Raw genomic sequence first — 17,847 nt, 5'->3', positions numbered from 1 at the left:
TTGGTGATCAACCAAATCCCATTTTAGTTTTATATAAGGTGCTAATTTTATTTCAAATCTAACTTTTACCTTCCAAGGTTAAACCAAACCATTGAATTTCTTAATTTAGGCAATTGAATGATAACAAGCATAGCTCATGAGTAGATTAAAATTAGGCTGGATAGGTCTTGGAAATATGGGAAACCCAATGGTAAAGAACTTACTAAAGGCTGGGTTTGAAGTGGTTGTTTTCAACCGTACGAAACAAAAAGAAGCAGAATTGATCGCTAATGGTGCCAGTACGGCCACAGATCCGCAATCGCTGCTAGATACTTGCGACATTGTATTTACCATGCTGTCAAATGACGAAGCAGTTAAAGCGGTATTTGAAGGAGAAAATGGCCTGCTGACAAATCCTGCTGCCGGTAAAATGATCATTGATATGAGTACCGTTTCCCCAGATACCTCCAGGTATTTATCGGAACTTTGCAAAAAGAACCATATCGATTTTCTCGAAGCACCAGTATCAGGTAGTGTTAAACCTGCTCAGGATGGCACATTGATTATCCTGGTGGGCGGAGAAACCTCAGCTTATGAAAAAGCCAAGCCTGCCTTTGAAGCCTTAGGCAAACTTTCTGTCCATGTTGGAGGAGCAGGAGTAGGCAGTTCTGCAAAACTTGCGATCAATTACCTATTGGGTTTGAACTTGCAGGGATTAGCAGAGACTGTGCTTTTTGCGGAAAAGAATGGCGTTAGTAAAGCTGATATGCTGACGATTATCAATGAGGGAGCCTGCGGAAACGGCATCACAATGCTTAAAACATCTTCGATTTTAAAGGAAGAGTACCCAGCTGCTTTTGCATTGAAACATTTGGTGAAGGATCTTGGCCTGGCTAAAGCTGCCGGACTAGATGCCCCTTTAATCGATCCTTTATTTCATACTTTCCAGCAGGCACAGCAGGAAGGCCTGGGAGAAGAAGATGTAATGGCAGTAATCAAATCACTCGCAAAAAAATAAACTTAGTTATAAGTTTAATACAAAAAAGGAAGGACGTTATTAAACGCCCTTCCTTTTTACAATTTATCAGTGGATCACACTAATAAATCTTATACATGTATAGCTTAAATATTAGTTTTTAGGTTGTACTCTACCAGATTTTCTATCCTGACCTCTACCGATCACATAACCTGTTCCAGCACCAACAACACCACCGATAATGGCACCTCTGGCATTATTCTTATCTACCAAAATACCACCAAGCGCTCCGGCACCTGCACCAATTGCAGCACCTTTTGCAGCCTGACTCCAGCCTTTTTTCTTAGCAGGGGTAGCTACTGTGTTTGATGATGATGATGATGACGAAGATCTTCTTTCTGCAGCATCATTACGTTCTGCTAAAAGAAGTGTTCTTTTTTCTTCTCTTATGCGATCTTTTTGAATCTCTTCATCTTTTAATTTAGCTAGCTTCTCTTTTTCAAGAGCGTCTGCTTTTTTGAAACTATCCAATCTCAGACTATCTTTTACAGCAACAATCGCTTGTTGTTTGATTATCGCTTCTTCCTTGGCATTATTTGAACACGCTGATAATAAAATCGCCAATGCCGCTACTGAAAATATCTTTTTCATAATTTTGAATATTGTTTACACCTGGTAACCTGTAAAAATGATGCCAAACTCTTTAATCACTTCATGAGAATAAACATAAAGTAGCTTAAATGTTACTGAAAAATATTGGCTTTATTATGCCTTTTTACTATAAAATGTTGATTGTCAAACTTGAAACCAGGTATTTAAAAAAGCACTAAATTTTTGAACAATTTGTACAGCATTGATGTTTCCGTTATATTTCAATAGACCTAAATACAGGTCTATTTTCTTAAAATTCGGATTCAGGCGACTTCTTACTAGCCAAAGGTTACTGCCTACGGATGTTTTTAGGCGCTGTCGATCATTATTGCTTATATAAACGCGCTTCTTCCAAATCCAGACTGCTTTCCAGATCCCGGATCACCTCATCATCATATTGCTTAGTTGCGCGCAGTTTATTCAGTTCCATTCTTCTCATGGCAATCAAATCAAGCATGATCTTTCCGTATAGTTTTCTAACAGAGGCCACTTGTTCTTTTTGCTCGCTTAAAGTCTGTTCCGTCGCCTTGATACTGCGTTCCAGCTGCTCTTTGATTCTTGCAATGGTTTCAAATTCCTTCATTTCCTGGTGGTATTTACTGTTTAGGAAAGTCACAGATTCTTTAGCCAGCTGCAACCTGATGGCTTCTTTTTGCTGCTCAAAAGGAACATGGTCCTCAGTTTCTTCTACTTTAAGCAAACGTAAGAAAATAGGGAGGGTTAGCCCTTGAAATACCAAAGTCACCAGGATCACAATAAAAGTGATGAATAAGATCAGGTTTCTATGGGGAAAAGCATCGCCATTGGCCAAAGTTAATGGTATAGCTAGTGCAGAAGCCAGTGAAACCACACCGCGCATTCCTGCCCAGCCAATAATAAACGGAAGTTTTAAACCAGGACTTGATTCAGATGCACGGATTTTTGGGCTCAGGAACCTAGGTAGGAAGGCAACCACATAAACCAGAATAATTCTTGCAATGATCACGATTGCGCTAATGATCAATCCGTAATGAATCGCTTCTTTAATGGAATAACCGTCTAAAGCAGCTACAATTACGGGTAATTCCAATCCGATCAGAATGAAAACAAAACCATTCAAAAGAAAACCTACGGTTGCCCATACTTCTTTTGTCTGTATTCTGGTATGGTAATTTAAGAAATCGTTGGAGCGGAAAGAAAGAAATAGACCACCGCTAACTACAGCTAAAACACCCGACCAATGGAATTCCTCTGCTACAATATACATCAGATAAGGAGCGATTAAAGTAATTGGCGTAGTAATGCTAGATGATTTGGCCCAATACCTCAGTACAAGATATAATATATGTGCGATCACCAGACCAACAAATACGCCCATTACGGCTAATACTATAAAGTCTGTTGCTGCTTTTTGGAAAACAAATTGACCAGTTAAGATAGAAGCCAATGCGAACCTGAATACGGTTAAAGAGGCCGCGTCGTTCACCAGACTTTCACCTTCTAACATGGTTAAACCGCGTCTTGGCATGTCTACGCCCTTTAATACAGAGGTCGCCGCTACCGCATCCGGTGGAGAGATGATGCCTCCCAGTAAAAAGCCTAAAGCCAATGTAAAGCCAGGAATGATACTTACGGAAAAGTAGGCGATCGCCAGGGAAGTGATCAATACCAATCCAAAACCCAACAGCATGATGGACCTTTTCCATTTCCAGAAGTCGTTCCAGGAGGTATACCAGGCCGCTTCAAATAGTAATGGTGGTAAAAAGATAAGGAAAACAATATCTGGATTGATGCTTATTGCAGGTATACCGGGAATAAAACTGATGCCTAATCCGCCGATCACAAGAAAAATAGGATAGGAGATTTTCCAGCGTTGACTCAACAAATAAAGGAGTGCCATTGCAAAAAACAAGGCGAGGATCAGCAGTAAATTGGCGTGTATCATGGACAAAAATATAAAAATATCACTTTCTTTCCCCAACTTGTTGTCGCCACATGGCATAATATAGTCCTTTTTGTTCCAGCAGTTCTGCATGGGAACCCGCTTCGGAGATCTTACCTTTTTCTAAAACGTAGATCACATCAGCATGCATAATGGTCGACAATCGGTGGGCAATCACTACTGTGATCCGTTCCCGGCTCATAGACAGGTCGCGGATGGTAGAGGTAATTTCTTCTTCAGTTAAGGAATCCAATGCGGATGTTGCTTCATCAAAAATAAGTAGTCTCGGGTTTCTCAGGAGTGCTCTTGCAATGGAAATCCTTTGTTTTTCACCTCCGGAAAGTTTTAGTCCGCCTTCTCCTAATAAGGTATCCATTCCTTTCTCAGATTTTGCGAGTAGGTTAGTGCAGGAAGCTTTATCCAGCGCCAGCAGCAGTTCTTCTTCTGTGGCATCTCCTTTAACAAATAACAGGTTTTCTTTTATGGTGCCTGCGAAAAGCTGAGTGTCCTGAGTTACAAAGCCGATTTGTCGGCGGAGTTCATTATACCGGATCTCCGTGGAAGGGATGCCGTTGAATAAGATCGAACCTGAAACCGGTCTGTATAAACCAACCAGTAGTTTCACCAGGGTTGATTTTCCGGAACCAGAAGGCCCTACAAAAGCGATCGTTTCTCCAGTATTGACATGAAAAGAGATATCATCAATGGCATTGGTCTGCGCTGTTTTATGACGAAATACGACCTGATCAAAAGAAAGGTTCTGCAGTGGGCCAGTTTGTTTTGGAGAATCCGGCTTGCGCTCCACCGGCTTATGCATCAATTGATCAAAACTATGTACCGAAGCTTCCACCTCCCGATAGCTGAGGATGATGTTTCCAAGATCTTGTAAGGGGCCAAAGATAGAGGTAGAGATAAATTGCATGGTGATCAGTTCGCCTGTACTCAGTTTATTGCGGAAAATCAACCAGAGCAAAATGAATAGAATAGATTGCTTGAGCACATTCAGCGTGGTTCCTTGTAAAAAAGAAAGGGTCCTTACCCGCCTGGTCTTCGTCATTTCCAGGTCGTAGATCTTCTGCGTCTGGATTTTTAACCTGCGGATTTCCGGGAAGGTGAGTCCAAGGCTTTTAACCAGCTCTATATTCCGGAGAGACTCGGTAATCACCCCGGCCATTTTATTGGTTTCTCTATTGATAGAACGCTGTACCATTTTGATTTTCTTACTTAACAAGCCGGTAAGAGAACCTAGTACCAGTATTCCGATGAGGAAGACGGGAACCAGCATCCAGTTCTTGGTAATGGAATACCATACGAGAAAACCCATTCCCACCACAGACGAAAAGAGAATATTGATGAAGGAATTCACAAAGCGCTCCGTATCTGTTTTTACTTTCTGAAGGATGGAAAGCGTTTCTCCACTATGACTTTCCTCAAATTCCTGAAAGGAGAGGCGCAAAGTTTGGCGGATGCCATCGTTGAAAATCTGCATGCCAAACTGCTGTACCGCCAATCGTGTATAGTATTCCTGAAAAGCCTTTGCGATTCTTGCCGCTATAGCTACAGCGATCGCGATACTTAGCCAGTACAATACACCATTGACTAGCTCAGATTGAGTTTTATTGCCAGGATTGGTTGCATATTCATCTATGATTTTTCCGAAGATAATCGGGTCAGTCAGGCTAAGCAATTGCGCTATTGCTGCCAGGAAAAGTGCCAGGAGCACCCACCATTTTTGTTGTTTAAAATATTTCCAGAGGATCGGCATAGGTAAAAGATTCAGGTTTCATCAAAATACTAAAAATAATGCAGTTTTATCATCTCTAGGTCAGCTTTATAATATCTTTGCATATAGAATAATCCTTTTCATGATTATTTGGTCATACTACTAAAAATTGAAAATATATGAAAAGTTCATGGTTTAAATCGTTCGTCATTGCAGGAACCGTTTTATTAACAAGCGGAATCACTACAACTGATGTTCTTGCCCAAAGAGGCGAGAGGCCATCAGGTGGTGGAGGCGGTGCAGCCAGACCATCAGTTAGCCGTCCTTCGAATGGTGGCAGCAGACCTTCTATGAGCAGGCCTTCAGGTGGTAACAGGCCATCTATGGATAGACCTTCAGGAGGTAACAGACCATCCATGGATAGGCCTTCAGGAAGTAACAGACCATCTATGGATAGACCTTCGGCTGGTAACAGACCGTCAATTGGTGACAGGCCGTATAGACCTGGTTACCGTCCAGGAAGTGTATACAGACCGAATTACCGCCCTAATTATCGTCCGAACTACAGGCCTCATTACAGACCATACTACAGACCTCACTACAGTTATTACAACTATTACAGGCCTTATCTTGGTCTAAGTATCAATATTTTACCATTCGGTTATTACCCATTTTATTATGGTTCTGACCGCTTTTATTTCTCTGATGGCTTGTTTTATAAACAATACGACAAGGAGTATAAGGTGGTAGTTCCTCCGGTAGGTGCAGAAGTCCCTACACTTCCAAACGATGCAAAAGAAGTGGTGATTAATGGACAAACCTATTACGAAAGTAAAGGTGTTTACTATTCATCTACTCAAAATGCAGATGGAAAACAGGTATTTGTGGTTGCCGGTAAAGATGGTGTATTGAATACAGATGGAAAAGAGGTTTATGTAAACCCTATGCCTCAGATTGGAGATATAGTAACACAATTACCTCAGGATTCCAGAGAAATACTGATTAAGGGAGCAACTTACTATGTAAGTCCTGATGGTGTTTATTATGAAAAACTGATAGATGGCAACAATGTCAGCTATAAAGTGATCGGATTAGACAATGAGCCTGTTGATCTTGATAAACAATAAAATTAATAATGGCCTGCATTGTAAATGAAAAACAATGTAACGTTTTCCTGATAAAATTTGAAAACCTTCTGAACCATCAGAGGGTTTTCTTTTTTGGCTCAATTTCTGTACAGATTTTAGCCTTGTCCGATTAGACCATTTCCGATCCGCCGGCTGCTCCTAGATTATGAATATTAGCACCTTTAACGCTTTTAAAAGCCGTAATTATAGATTGTATTTTACTGGACAGTCCGTATCTCTTATTGGAACATGGATGCAGAAGACAGCCGTAAGCTGGGTGATTTACGAGAAAACGCATTCTAATTTTATGTTAGGACTAACGCTTTTCGCCAGTCTGTTTCCCTCTTTTATCTTTTCTTTTATTGGCGGCGTCGCTGCCGATCGCTACAACAGGTATAAGCTGTTGCTCGTCACGCAGCTTGCCTCTATGATCCAGGCGGTACTCCTGACTTTACTCATCTTTTTTAAAGATTATTCTGTTTGGGAGATCATTGCTTTGAGTGCATTACTGGGCTTAATCAATGCTTTTGATGTACCAGCCAGGCAGTCATTAGTCTATGAAATGGTTGACGATAAAGCAGATTTGCCCAATGCCCTGGCTTTAAACTCCTCTATGGTGAACCTTTCCAGATTGATTGGTCCCGGTATCGCCGGACTGGCGCTCGAGAAGTTCGGGGAAGATATTTGTTTTGGATTGAATGCCATCAGTTTCATTGCCGTGATCGGTTCTCTATTGATGATGAAATTGCCGAAATTCGTTGTTACACCTTCCACAAAAAACGTGTTTGGAGAACTAAAAGAAGGTTTTCAATATATCAAAAGAACGCCTTCCATTTCATTAGTGCTGGTCATGCTTGCGCTCATGAGTCTACTGGTACTGCCCTTTAGCACATTGATTCCGGTTTATGCAAAAGATATTTTTAAAGGAACGGCCTCCACATTTGGGGTGATTGACAGTGTGATTGGGCTGGGAGCATTTACAGGAGCAATCTTCCTGGCTTCCTTAAAACCCGGAAGAAACTTAAGGAAAATCCTGGCCGCAAGTACACTCGTTTTTGGCGCCGGACTGATTTTATTCTCCCATACCAATTATTATCCAATTGCCCTGGTGTTTGCCGCCATCTCTGGTTTTGGAATGATGTCGCAGATCACCATTAGCAATACGCTCATTCAAACCACCGTAGATCCGACGATGCGAGGTAGAGTGATTAGTTTTTATGCCATGGCATTCTTTGGCATGCAGCCTTTAGGTGGCTTGCTGATCGGTTATCTTTCTCAAATGATCGGAACTCCCGATACGGTAATGATACAAGGCTTTATCGCCTTTGGCATTGGCTTGTTGCTTTTCCGCTTTCTGAGAAAGGCAAAAGAAAGAAAACTACAAGACCAGCAAGAAATTGCTCGTGATGCAAACGCAGCCGCTGTATAGGCTGGTAGCTACATTGTGACACCTATCTCAATATTCTCCTTTGAGTAGCTTTTTAAAATAGGTAATTTTAAAACCTGATCACATGGATATGAAACACTTATTTTCTGTACTCTGCATTTCTGCAGCGGCTATTGTACCAGTAGCTGCCCAGCAGACTCAAAAACCAGTATTGCATGGCCGTAACTGGATGGCAATCACAGGTAAGCCTTTAGCGGCAACAGCTGGCGCTATGACTTTTCAAAAAGGAGGAAATGCAGTTGACGCAGCTTGCGCGATGCTGGCCGCCACCTGCACCATGTGGGATACGCTCAGCTGGGGAGGCGAAACGCAAGTCCTCATCTACAATCCCAATACGAAAAAAGTAATGGCAATTAATGCGATGGGCGTGGCTCCTACAGGGGCCACCGTAGAGTTTTTTAAGAGTAAAGGGTATAATTTCCCCCCTGAATATGGCCCCTTAGCGGCAACAACACCAGGAACCCCTGGTGGCTTAATTTATATGTTAGTCAATTATGGCAAGCTCAGCTTAAAGGAAGTGCTGGCGCCGGCCATGGAAATGGCTGCCGGTTACCCAATTGAAGCGCAGGCAGCAAATAGCATCGAAAGAGGAAAGGAACACATCAACAAATGGCCATATAGTAAAAAGGTATTCCTAACGCATCCAGGAGAGAAAAGAGAAGCTCCTGAAGCAGGGGAGATCTTCGTGCAAAAAGACTTGCTGGCCACATTAACGAAAATGGTGGAAGCCGAAAGTAAAGCCTTAAAACAAGGAAAAAACAGGAAACAAGCCCTGATGGCTGCCTACGACCGTTTCTATAAAGGGGATATCGCGAAAGAATTTGTGCGTGGCGCTCAGGAACAAGGTGGATTGATCACCATGGAAGACCTTGCAAACTGGAAACCATTGGAAGAAGAGCCACTTCAGGTAAAGTATAAAGGCATAGATGTGTACAAATTGCAGCAATGGACGCAAGGACCGGTAATGCTGCAGGCGCTTAATATTTTAGAGAATTTTGACCTGAAAAGTATGGGCTATAACAGTCCCAAATACATTCACACCCTGTATCAGGCCATGAACCTCTCTTTCGCCGACCGTGATTTTTATTACGGAGATCCCGCGACCTTACCTAAAGGACCAATTAAAGGCCTGCTCAATAAGGATTATGCAAAATCAAGGGCTAAACTGATTCAATACGACAAAAACAACCCGAACATCGGGCCTGGGAATCCATATCCTTTTGAAGGTAAAACCAATCCTTACTTAGACCTTTTGCAAAAAAGAGGGTATGAAATGGACACCACACGAAGGAATTTTGCGCCGAAACATGACCTTGGTAAGCGCAATACTTCTTCGGATGAGCTATATCAGGAAAGACTGCATTTAGGAACTACTTCTATTGAAGCCGCAGATAAAGAAGGCTGGGTAGTCTCAGTTACGCCAAGCGGTGGATGGCTGCCAGCCTGTATTGCAGGAGAAACAGGGATTGGCATGAGCCAGCGGATGCAAAGTTTTGTGTTAGACAGCGGGCTGAACCCATTTAATGTTGTAGCACCCGGTAAAAGACCAAGAGTCACGTTATCTCCATCATTGGCACTAAAAGATGGAAAACCATTTCTGGCTTCTGCGGTACAGGGTGGAGATACGCAAGATCAGAACCTGCTGCAGTTTTTCTTAAATGTAGCGGAGTTTGGAATGAACGTACAGCAAGCCGCTGAAGCAGCGAATTTCAATACCAATCAATTATGGCTTTCCTTAGGAGGGACAAAAACGGAAGACCGCATGCCCAAACCGGGACAGATTTTACTCAATACCAATACCACACCTGCAACAAGAGAAGCCCTTCAGAAAATGGGGTATATCATGAGTTTCGGAGACCGAACCAGTGGCCCGATCAACGCCATTTATTTTGATTGGAAACATGGCAGCCTTTGGGGAGGATCCAGTAACCATGGGGAAGATTACGGAATTGGCTGGTAATTAATAATTCAGCACCAGATCATTGACCACCAGCGTACTATTTACACCTCCTTCATAAGTCGCCCCAGCCGCACTGGAAGAAAACACGATGCTGATGTGTGTGATCGGATCATTTTCGGCCGCAAACAAGCCATTTGGAGGAAGCTGATAAGATGGGCTGCCTGCCGGCAATCTGCCATAAACCAAGGGAATGGTGATCTTTTTAAAGTCGTTCACCATTTCCCCAGACCTGAACCAGGCAGTAGCGGCTCTTTTAACCAATGTTCCGTTTCTGTTTTCCAGTAACAGGTAAATATCGCAGCTGTCTAATTTATTCAGGGTCTGACCAGATCCGTTTTTATAAGGCGTTCCTGCCTGATATTTATAGCTTATAGTAAAGCTTTTCGGTCTGGAAGTATAAGCGATCCCAAATTTTGCAGAATTTAGCGGGTTGCCGATATCCAGCTTAAATGTGCCGGTAAATAAGGTTCCTGCGCCCATTCGCTGACCGGTAAGCTGGGCAAGGATCCCCAGATCTTTAGTCACCATTTGAGCGGCAAGGTCTCCTGAAGCAATTTCAATAGGTGTGGTATTAGCAGTAGAAAGACTCGCTACACCATCGTTTCCCGTGGCCCATTCTGTGCTGGAATCCAAACCAGGTTGTTTATAGTTTTTTCCAGATGGTGTATACCAATCGTTGAAATTGGAATTGCTGATCTGCGGATTTGCAGACTGCTTGTTTACAATCACAGTATATACTGCCTGACTGCCGTCTTCTGCAGTTACCGTATAAGGTACTGGCTTGCTAAAATCTTGAGAAACACGAACACCAGGGCTCAGCTGTGCATAGGTGGAAAGTTGTACTGAATCCGGAAATAACTTCGTCAGGTCAGCGTTCGCATCTACATTTAACCGGATGATTAAGCTGTCCTGATTGATGGAAGTGCTTCCTGTTTCATTGGAAACCGTAAAATAAAGGATTTTCTTAAACGCTGATTTTCCAAAATATGTTTCTTTAACGCAGCCTGAAGAAAAGAGTAAGGCCCCGGTAAATACAAAAAGAAAAGATCTATAATTTAGCATGTTTGAATAAGTAAATAATTTAAAAAGCAGGAATTAACAATTAGAAATAAGTAGAAAAGCCAAACCCGATTTTTAGAATGTTGATTTTAAAGTTCATGTCAGTCGTAGTTACCCTCGTATCCGGCTGTCCAGTGGTACGCCCTGTCTCTACTGAAGTATTGATCCCAAAAATGTCGACCGTAGTCTCAAATGCGAAGTTTTTCACAATAAAGATCATTAATCCCGGCCTTAGTCCAACACCATAAGTATCTTTTGAGGTATAAGTTCTGGTTAAAATTTCATTGACCGTGCTTTCCTTAATGGAACGGTCAAATAACAGCTGTATTTCTGTCTGATTCACAATGTAAAACCTGTTCTTACGATCCAGTGGAATGAAGTTTTTGATAAATGGTCTGACCCCGTAATTATTAGAAAAGCTTCGGTTGCTGGTTAAAGCGCCATCAGCAGCTTTAATCAGGTTGTTTTCTTTTGATTGACCGTAGGACAGTCCCAAACCAGCGCCCAGGTTCTTTTTTAAAATATATCCTCCATCGGCACGTACCGTCCAGCTGCTTTTCTTTTGATTCAGATAATTGACGAAAAAATTGTTGTCATTTACCGCATTCCTACTGCTCAATGAAAAGGTGAGTATAGAAAATTTCAACCCTTTTTCAATCACGAGTCCTTCTGATTGCTCTTCCTTTGAAACCAATGGTTTTTCACCAGCCTTGATGGATTGCTGATCCTGAGCAAACAGTGCTGAACTGCTGCAGCATAAAAAGAAAACTAAAACCACAGCAACTGGTCTTAGTTTTAATGGACAGACAGTAGATTTTAGGCGTTGTAAGCTTGAAAATGGTTTCAAAGTAGATCGTGTATTCATTCAGATGATTTATTTCAAAATAAGGATAATTTTGGAAAAGAAAAGAATGATTTAGGCTAAGATCTGTTTTCTGTCTAGTTTGGATGGTAACTTGGACAAATGCCAAGCCGAGCGTCGAACCAATTTTGAGGAAGGAAAGCCGTTTAATTGTGGTCGGGAAGATACCTGATTTTTCTTAGATGGAGGAAGGGGTTCGGTTAGGGTTTGGGTAGCACAGACTAAGATAACCCTACGCAGACCCTAACCGAATCCCTTCCGGACTCTATAATAAGGCCGATCTCTTCCCGAACACTACCCGACCACTAACCGGTAATTTTTATCCTTTCCTAAAAAAGGGGGGTACTGCTATAGAAAACCCTATAGCAGTACCCCCCTTTAAGGATTTTGAATAGCTACCAGAAAATACTGTAAAGCGCAATAATGATCCCAATAATGATTAAGGCACCTGCGGCAAAACCAGCATTGGTCTTAAACATTCCACGATCCACATCTAATCCTTTAGGATTGACACCTTTTCTGTTTTCAAATAAACTGATGATGACCATCGCTGCTACGCAAATGATGAAAACAAAGCCCATTCTGTCCAGGAAAGGAACTTCATAGATCATACTGCCATCTTTTTGTACAGCCAGTTTAGAGAATCCGAATTTGCTCAATGCTTCCAGATTACAAAAGTTTGGCAGGGCTTTAAAACCTACAGAAAGTAAGAAGCCGCCAATTGTAGCGAATAAAGCCGCATTGGAAGTCGTTCTTTTCCAGAAGAAACCAAGCAGGAACATGGCAAAAATACCTGGAGAAACAAATCCGGTGTATTCCTGAATGAATTGGAAACCTCCTTTTTTGTCAATGCCAAGCTGCGGAGCGATCACAATAGCCAATAACATGGCCACAATTACAGTGATTCTTCCAACCACCACTTGTTTATGCTCATTTGCATCTTTTCTGATCACTTTTTTGTAGATGTCCAGAGTAAAAATAGTGGCAATACTATTTGCTTTTCCAGCAAGAGAAGCTACAATTGCTGCGGTTAAAGCGGCAAATGAAAGTCCTTTTAGTCCGGCGGGAAGCAGGTTTAGCAAGACAGGATAAGCAGAATCTGCATTCAGTTCACCGTTTTTCATCATTGCAGTCTTGAAATCGCCATAGCCTTCTTTATATAAGACATAAGCGGCTATCCCTGGCAATACCACAATAATCGGCATCAGCAGTTTCAGGAAAGCGGCAAATAGCAAACCAGATCTCGCAGTTTTCAAATCAGCACCCAGCGCCCTTTGCGTGATATACTGGTTGCATCCCCAATAGTTCAGGTTGACAATCCACATTCCGCCAATCAGTACTGTTAAACCTGGAAGGTCCATGTAATGCGGGTTCTCCTGTTTGAAAATCATGTGAAAATGATCGCTTGCCTTTTCTTTCACCATCGCCAGTCCGTTTAATACACCAGAACTGCCAAAATGGGTGGCTACTAATTCCAGGGCGAGATAGGTAGTCGCTAGTCCGCCGAGAATTAAAAAGAACACCTGGATCACATCCGTGTAGCCGATTACCTTCATTCCACCAAGGGTGATGATGATGGCAAATACAGCGAGCACATACATGCAGGCGGTGGTATTGATGCCTGAAATGCTGTTGATGGCCAATGCACCAAGATAAAGGATAGAGGTCAGGTTTACGACCACGTACAATAACAGCCAGAATACCGCCATTATCATGGCTACTGTACTGTTGTACCGTTGCCCAAGAAATTGTGGCATGGTGTAAATTTTGTTTTTCAGATACACCGGAATGAAAAAGATGGCAACAATGATGAGGGTTGCGGCAGCCATCCATTCGTAGGTGGCGATTGCAAGCCCCATAGTGAAGCCTGAACCGCTCATGCCGATAAATTGCTCGGCTGAGATATTTGAAGCGATGAGAGAGGCTCCAATTGCCCACCAGGTCAGCGAATCTTTCGCAAGAAAGAAATCTTTGGAGTTCTCTTTATGGGCTTGTTTTTTCTTATAAACCGACCATCCATACATAGCGACAATCAGAAAATAGACGAGGAAAACGACATAGTCGTACGTACTCAATGAGTTCATATAAATGCGGTTATTTACTTTTAAATGAATCTGTTAATGATGTTTTCTAATAATTCCTGCTGACCGCTAATCGCTTTCGGTTCTCCTTTTTCTACCGCGTAATTGCGCAGTGCTTCCAGGTTCAGTTTACCTTCCTCAAAATCTTTTCCGGCACCCTGATCAAATGAAGCATAGCGCTCGGTTCTGATTTTTTTATAATCTGAATGCTGAAGCACCTGATCCGCAGTTACTAATGCCCTGGCAAAAGTATCCATGCCACCAATATGAGCATAAAACAAGTCTGCAGGATCGGTTGAATTTCTTCTGATCTTCGCATCAAAGTTGATTCCTCCACCTTGCAGTCCATTGGCTTCCAGTACGATCAGCATCGCTTCCGTCAGCTCATTAATGTTGTTTGGAAATTGGTCGGTATCCCAGCCATTCTGATAATCACCTCTGTTGGCATCCATAGAGCCCAATAATCCGGCATCTGCAGCCACTTGTAACTCATGCTGAAAAGTATGACCAGCAAGTGTGGCATGATTCACTTCAATATTCAGTTTAAAGTCTTCCAGTAAACCATATTGGCGAAGGAAATTACTTACCGTGGCTGAATCATAATCATACTGATGTTTAGAGGGTTCACAAGGTTTAGGTTCAATGAAGAATGTGCCTTTAAAGCCTTGTGTTCTGGCGTAATCTTTTGCCGAATGCAGGAATTTAGCGAGGTGTTCCTGTTCTCGTTTCATATTCGTGTTCAGCAAACTCATATAGCCTTCACGACCTCCCCAGAATACATAATTCTCACCACCAAGTGCTATCGTCGCATCTAAAGCGGATTTCACCTGTGCTGCGCCATGTGCCAGTACATGAAAATCAGGATTGGTGGCAGCGCCATTCATATACCTGCGGTGAGAGAAAAGGTTGGCTGTTCCCCAAAGCAGTTTAACGCCGCTTGCAGCTTGTTTTTGCTTTGCATAATCTACAACGGCTTGTAAACGTCTTTCATTTTCAATGATGTCGTTGGTATAGTCTACCAGGTCCACATCGTGGAAGCAATAATAGGGCAGGTTCATTTTGGTAATGAACTCAAAAGCGGCATCCATCTTATCTTTAGCACGTGCTACGGCATCAGACTTTTCATTCCATGGATGGATGATCGTAGGTTCGCCAAAGGGATCTCCACCTGTCGCTACAAAGGAATGCCAGTAGGCGCAGGCAAAGCGCAGATGATCTTTCATTGTCTTACCTGCAATGATTCTATTTTCGTCATACCAGCGAAATGCCAAGGGGTTATCTGAGTCTAATCCTTCGAATTTTACTTGTCCGATTCCTTTAAAAAATTCCTTTTCTCCTGTCGTTACTGTTGTCATTGTGGTTATGTATTTTGGTTTAAATTATATTTATATGGTATTGATAGATAGTTGTTTAATGTATTTTACTTAATCTTATCTGATAGGTTTTGAAGCCAGTCCTGATACACAGGTTCATAACGTAGATTTGAATCTGGTTCTACCAGCTGCAATGGTTTGATGTTGCTGAAAGCTGCGGCAGCATCAGGGTAGGTTCCGGCCCCAATACCTGCTCCTAAAGCGGCACCTACACTGCCGTCATTCTCATAAAGTTCTATTGGAACTCCCGTGCTGTTCACGAAAGCTTCGAGGAAGAGTTCGCTCAAAAACAGGTTGGCTTTTCCTGCCCTGATCACCTTTGGTTGAAGGCCATTACTGCGCATAATGTCGAGTCCATAACGGAAAGCAAAAGCAATTCCTTCCTGTACCGCCCTGAAAATATGAGGGGTAGTATGGAGGTTAAAGTCGACATTCTGGAGATGAGCACCTACTATTCTGTTGTTGAGCATCCTTTCAGCGCCATTTCCAAAGGGCAATATGCGCAGTCCATCGGCACCAATGGCAATCTTTTGGGCTGCGGCATTGAGGTCATGATAAGCGATTCCTGGTGCGAGCAGGCTTTTTGCCCAGCGGTTCATACTTCCAGTTCCGTTGATGCAGAGCAGGATGCCCAGTCTTTTCTTTTCTTCGGTATAATTGACATGGGCAAAGGTGTTTACCCTGGATTGCGGATCGTAGGCCAATTGCTCGCTGACCCCATAGATCACCCCTGAAGTACCTGCGGTGGCGGCTACTTCTCCGGGTTCCAATACATTCAAGGAAAGGGCATTATTGGGTTGATCTCCTGATTTATAACTCACTGGAATCCCTGCTTTTATACCCAGCAGACTTGCGGATGAGGCACTTACCTGTCCATGTTCTGAGAATACTGGCTTGATTTCAGGAATCAGGCTGCGATCAAATCCATAATGGTCCATCAAGGCTTCAGATAGGGTATCCGATTGGAAATCCCAGAAAACGCCCTCAGAAAGCGCAGAGATACTGGTGGTAATGCTGGAACAGAGTTTCATCGCAATAAAATCACCCGGCAGCATCACTTTGTCGATTTTAGCATAACATTCCGGTTCGTTTTGTTTCACCCAGGCTAGTTTGGAAGCGGTGAAATTGCCAGGGGAGTTGAGCAGGTGACTTAGGCAGTAATCATGCCCTAACTCGTCGTAAGCCTCGTTTCCAAGGGCTACGGCTCTGCTGTCACACCAGATAATACTATTTCTAAGCAGTTGCTGATTTTTGTCTACCAGCACCAAACCATGCATCTGATAGGCTATTCCTATTGCAGAAATGTCCATTGGCTGGAAGTTCGCTTTCTTTTTACAAATCTCAAAAGCCTGTTGGGTATGCGCCCACCAGAGCTGCGGATCCTGTTCTGCCCATCCGGGATGGGGAGCATGGATGGTTGCTTCTTCCTCCGGATATTGCGCGGTTGCAATGGTTTTTTGCGTTTGCGCGTCTACGATGGCCACCTTTATGGAAGAAGTGCCAATGTCTATTCCCAGTAATAACATATCGTGTTGTTCTAATGGATTTTATAGGATGAATATTTGGTTATCAGGAAACGAATTTAGGAGAAAGTTTTATAATTGCAATCGATTGCCTAAAATATTTTTGTATTTTTACTTTAATTATGAAGCGCCAGAAAAGAACAACGATATACGATATTGCTGAAAAGCTCAATTTAGCGGCCTCTTCCGTGTCCAGAGCGCTGAGCAATAGTGATAAAATTAATGCGGAGACGAAAGCATTAGTGCTTAAAACCGCTGCTGAGATGAATTATCAGCAAAATGCGATGGCTTCCAACCTGCGGAAAGGCAGTAATCCCACGATTGGCGTGGTGGTTCCCCGCATCAACCAATATTTCTTTTCCAACATTATTGCTGGCTTAGAAGAAGTCACTTTTAACAAAGGTTATAACCTTGTCATTTGCCAGTCTAACGAATCTCATGAGCGTGAAGTAGAGGTAGTGAACACCCTGATCAATCAGAATGTAAGTGGGATTGTGATTTCTATAGCTGCAGAGACAGGCAGTTCAGACCATTTGCAGCAGGTTTTAGACCGTAACATTCAGTTGATTCAGTTTGACCGTGTAGTGGAAGACCTGGAAACATTTAAAGTGCTGAACGACAATTACAAGGCTTCTTACGATGCGGTAACCCACCTGATTGAGCAAGGCTACCGCAGGATTGCCTTATTGGAAGGCCCGCAGGAGCTCCATATTTTCAGGGAAAGAAAGGAAGGCTATATCGCGGCATTGAAAGCCGGTGGCTTCCCGATACTGGAAGAACTGATGTATGCCAATGCCTGGACAAAAGAGCTTGGTGCTCAGGCTACTGCTGAATTACTCGAAATGGCCAGTCCACCAGATGCGATATTCGCATCTACTTCCGATTTTGCCGCTTTAGGAGTGCTAGAAGCAGCTACAGGAAAGGGAATCCGCATTCCGGAAGAGCTGGGCATCTGTGGGTATTCCAATGAGCCTTTTACAGAGATTACCAGCCCATCAATTACCACTATCGACCAGTTTAGCATAGAAATGGGGAAAACGATAGGAAATCTTCATTTTCAGGAGCTGGTAAATTCAGGAATGGTGATCAAAAAGACGGTCAATATCAGGCCAAAGCTGATTGTTAGAAAGTCTAGTCAGCGGGTTTAACTGTAAATGTAAAATCC

13 protein-coding genes are annotated in these 17,847 nt (G+C 42.7%); 5 read left to right on the top strand and 8 right to left on the bottom strand.

All coding sequences use genetic code 11. The features are described from left to right. Positions 1-136 precede the first annotated feature (136 nt). Positions 137-997, top strand: coding sequence for an NAD(P)-dependent oxidoreductase (locus K7X70_RS23795; RefSeq protein ID WP_222539413.1), 861 nt, complete (start codon positions 137-139; stop codon positions 995-997). 111 nt (positions 998-1,108) lie between these two features. On the opposite strand, the gene K7X70_RS23790 is transcribed toward K7X70_RS23795, so the two are convergent. From K7X70_RS23790 to K7X70_RS23780, 3 genes are all read right to left on the bottom strand, one after another. After that, entirely contained in the window at positions 1,109-1,606 is a 498-nt protein-coding gene (locus K7X70_RS23790) for a YMGG-like glycine zipper-containing protein (RefSeq protein ID WP_222539412.1), read from the bottom strand. Positions 1,607-1,931: 325 nt separating this feature from the next. Then, the gene (locus K7X70_RS23785; protein ID WP_222539411.1) at positions 1,932-3,530 is read right to left on the bottom strand and encodes a Na+/H+ antiporter; all 1,599 of its coding nucleotides are present in this window, start codon (positions 3,528-3,530) and stop codon (positions 1,932-1,934) included. Between the two features lie 19 nt (positions 3,531-3,549). After that, a complete protein-coding gene (locus K7X70_RS23780; protein ID WP_222539410.1) occupies positions 3,550-5,292 on the bottom strand; it encodes an ABC transporter ATP-binding protein in 1,743 nt (580 codons plus the stop codon). A gap of 137 nt (positions 5,293-5,429) precedes the next feature. Between K7X70_RS23780 and K7X70_RS23775 the strand changes: the two genes are divergently transcribed. The 3 genes from K7X70_RS23775 (at position 5,430) to K7X70_RS23765 (ending at position 9,784) form a co-directional block, all read left to right on the top strand. Then, positions 5,430-6,377, top strand: a complete 948-nt coding sequence (locus K7X70_RS23775; protein WP_222539409.1) for a DUF6515 family protein — start codon at positions 5,430-5,432, stop codon at positions 6,375-6,377. 166 nt (positions 6,378-6,543) lie between these two features. Further along, complete coding sequence (locus tag K7X70_RS23770) at positions 6,544-7,806, top strand: MFS transporter (protein WP_222539408.1); 1,263 nt, start codon at positions 6,544-6,546, stop codon at positions 7,804-7,806. An 82-nt stretch (positions 7,807-7,888) separates the two neighbouring features. Further along, positions 7,889-9,784: a gamma-glutamyltransferase family protein gene (locus tag K7X70_RS23765; RefSeq protein WP_255607621.1), complete on the top strand. Its 1,896-nt coding sequence runs from the start codon at positions 7,889-7,891 to the stop codon at positions 9,782-9,784. Here the strand turns inward: K7X70_RS23765 and K7X70_RS23760 are convergent, their stop codons facing one another. The 5 genes from K7X70_RS23760 to K7X70_RS23740 all read right to left on the bottom strand — a co-directional run bounded on the left by K7X70_RS23760 (position 9,785) and on the right by K7X70_RS23740 (position 16,685). Continuing rightward, the gene (locus K7X70_RS23760; RefSeq protein WP_222539407.1) at positions 9,785-10,846 is read right to left on the bottom strand and encodes a PCMD domain-containing protein; all 1,062 of its coding nucleotides are present in this window, start codon (positions 10,844-10,846) and stop codon (positions 9,785-9,787) included. A gap of 40 nt (positions 10,847-10,886) precedes the next feature. Then, the gene (locus K7X70_RS23755) at positions 10,887-11,708 is read right to left on the bottom strand and encodes a hypothetical protein (protein WP_222539406.1); all 822 of its coding nucleotides are present in this window, start codon (positions 11,706-11,708) and stop codon (positions 10,887-10,889) included. A 392-nt stretch (positions 11,709-12,100) separates the two neighbouring features. Then, positions 12,101-13,789, bottom strand: coding sequence for a sodium/sugar symporter (locus tag K7X70_RS23750; protein WP_222539405.1), 1,689 nt, complete (start codon positions 13,787-13,789; stop codon positions 12,101-12,103). 20 nt (positions 13,790-13,809) lie between these two features. Next, complete coding sequence (xylA, locus tag K7X70_RS23745) at positions 13,810-15,141, bottom strand: xylose isomerase (RefSeq protein WP_222539404.1); 1,332 nt, start codon at positions 15,139-15,141, stop codon at positions 13,810-13,812. 65 nt (positions 15,142-15,206) lie between these two features. Further along, complete coding sequence (locus K7X70_RS23740) at positions 15,207-16,685, bottom strand: xylulokinase (protein ID WP_222539403.1); 1,479 nt, start codon at positions 16,683-16,685, stop codon at positions 15,207-15,209. Positions 16,686-16,804: 119 nt separating this feature from the next. On the opposite strand from K7X70_RS23740, the gene K7X70_RS23735 reads away from it, so the two are divergent. Continuing rightward, on the top strand, positions 16,805-17,830 hold the full coding sequence (locus tag K7X70_RS23735) for a LacI family DNA-binding transcriptional regulator (protein ID WP_222539402.1): 1,026 nt from the start codon (positions 16,805-16,807) through the stop codon (positions 17,828-17,830). Positions 17,831-17,847: the final 17 nt, after the last annotated feature.

It is taken from the genome of Pedobacter polysacchareus, from assembly GCF_019802255.1.
In the GTDB taxonomy this organism is placed as follows: domain Bacteria; phylum Bacteroidota; class Bacteroidia; order Sphingobacteriales; family Sphingobacteriaceae; genus Pedobacter; species Pedobacter polysacchareus.
This window is presented reverse-complemented; position numbering and strand designations above follow the sequence as displayed.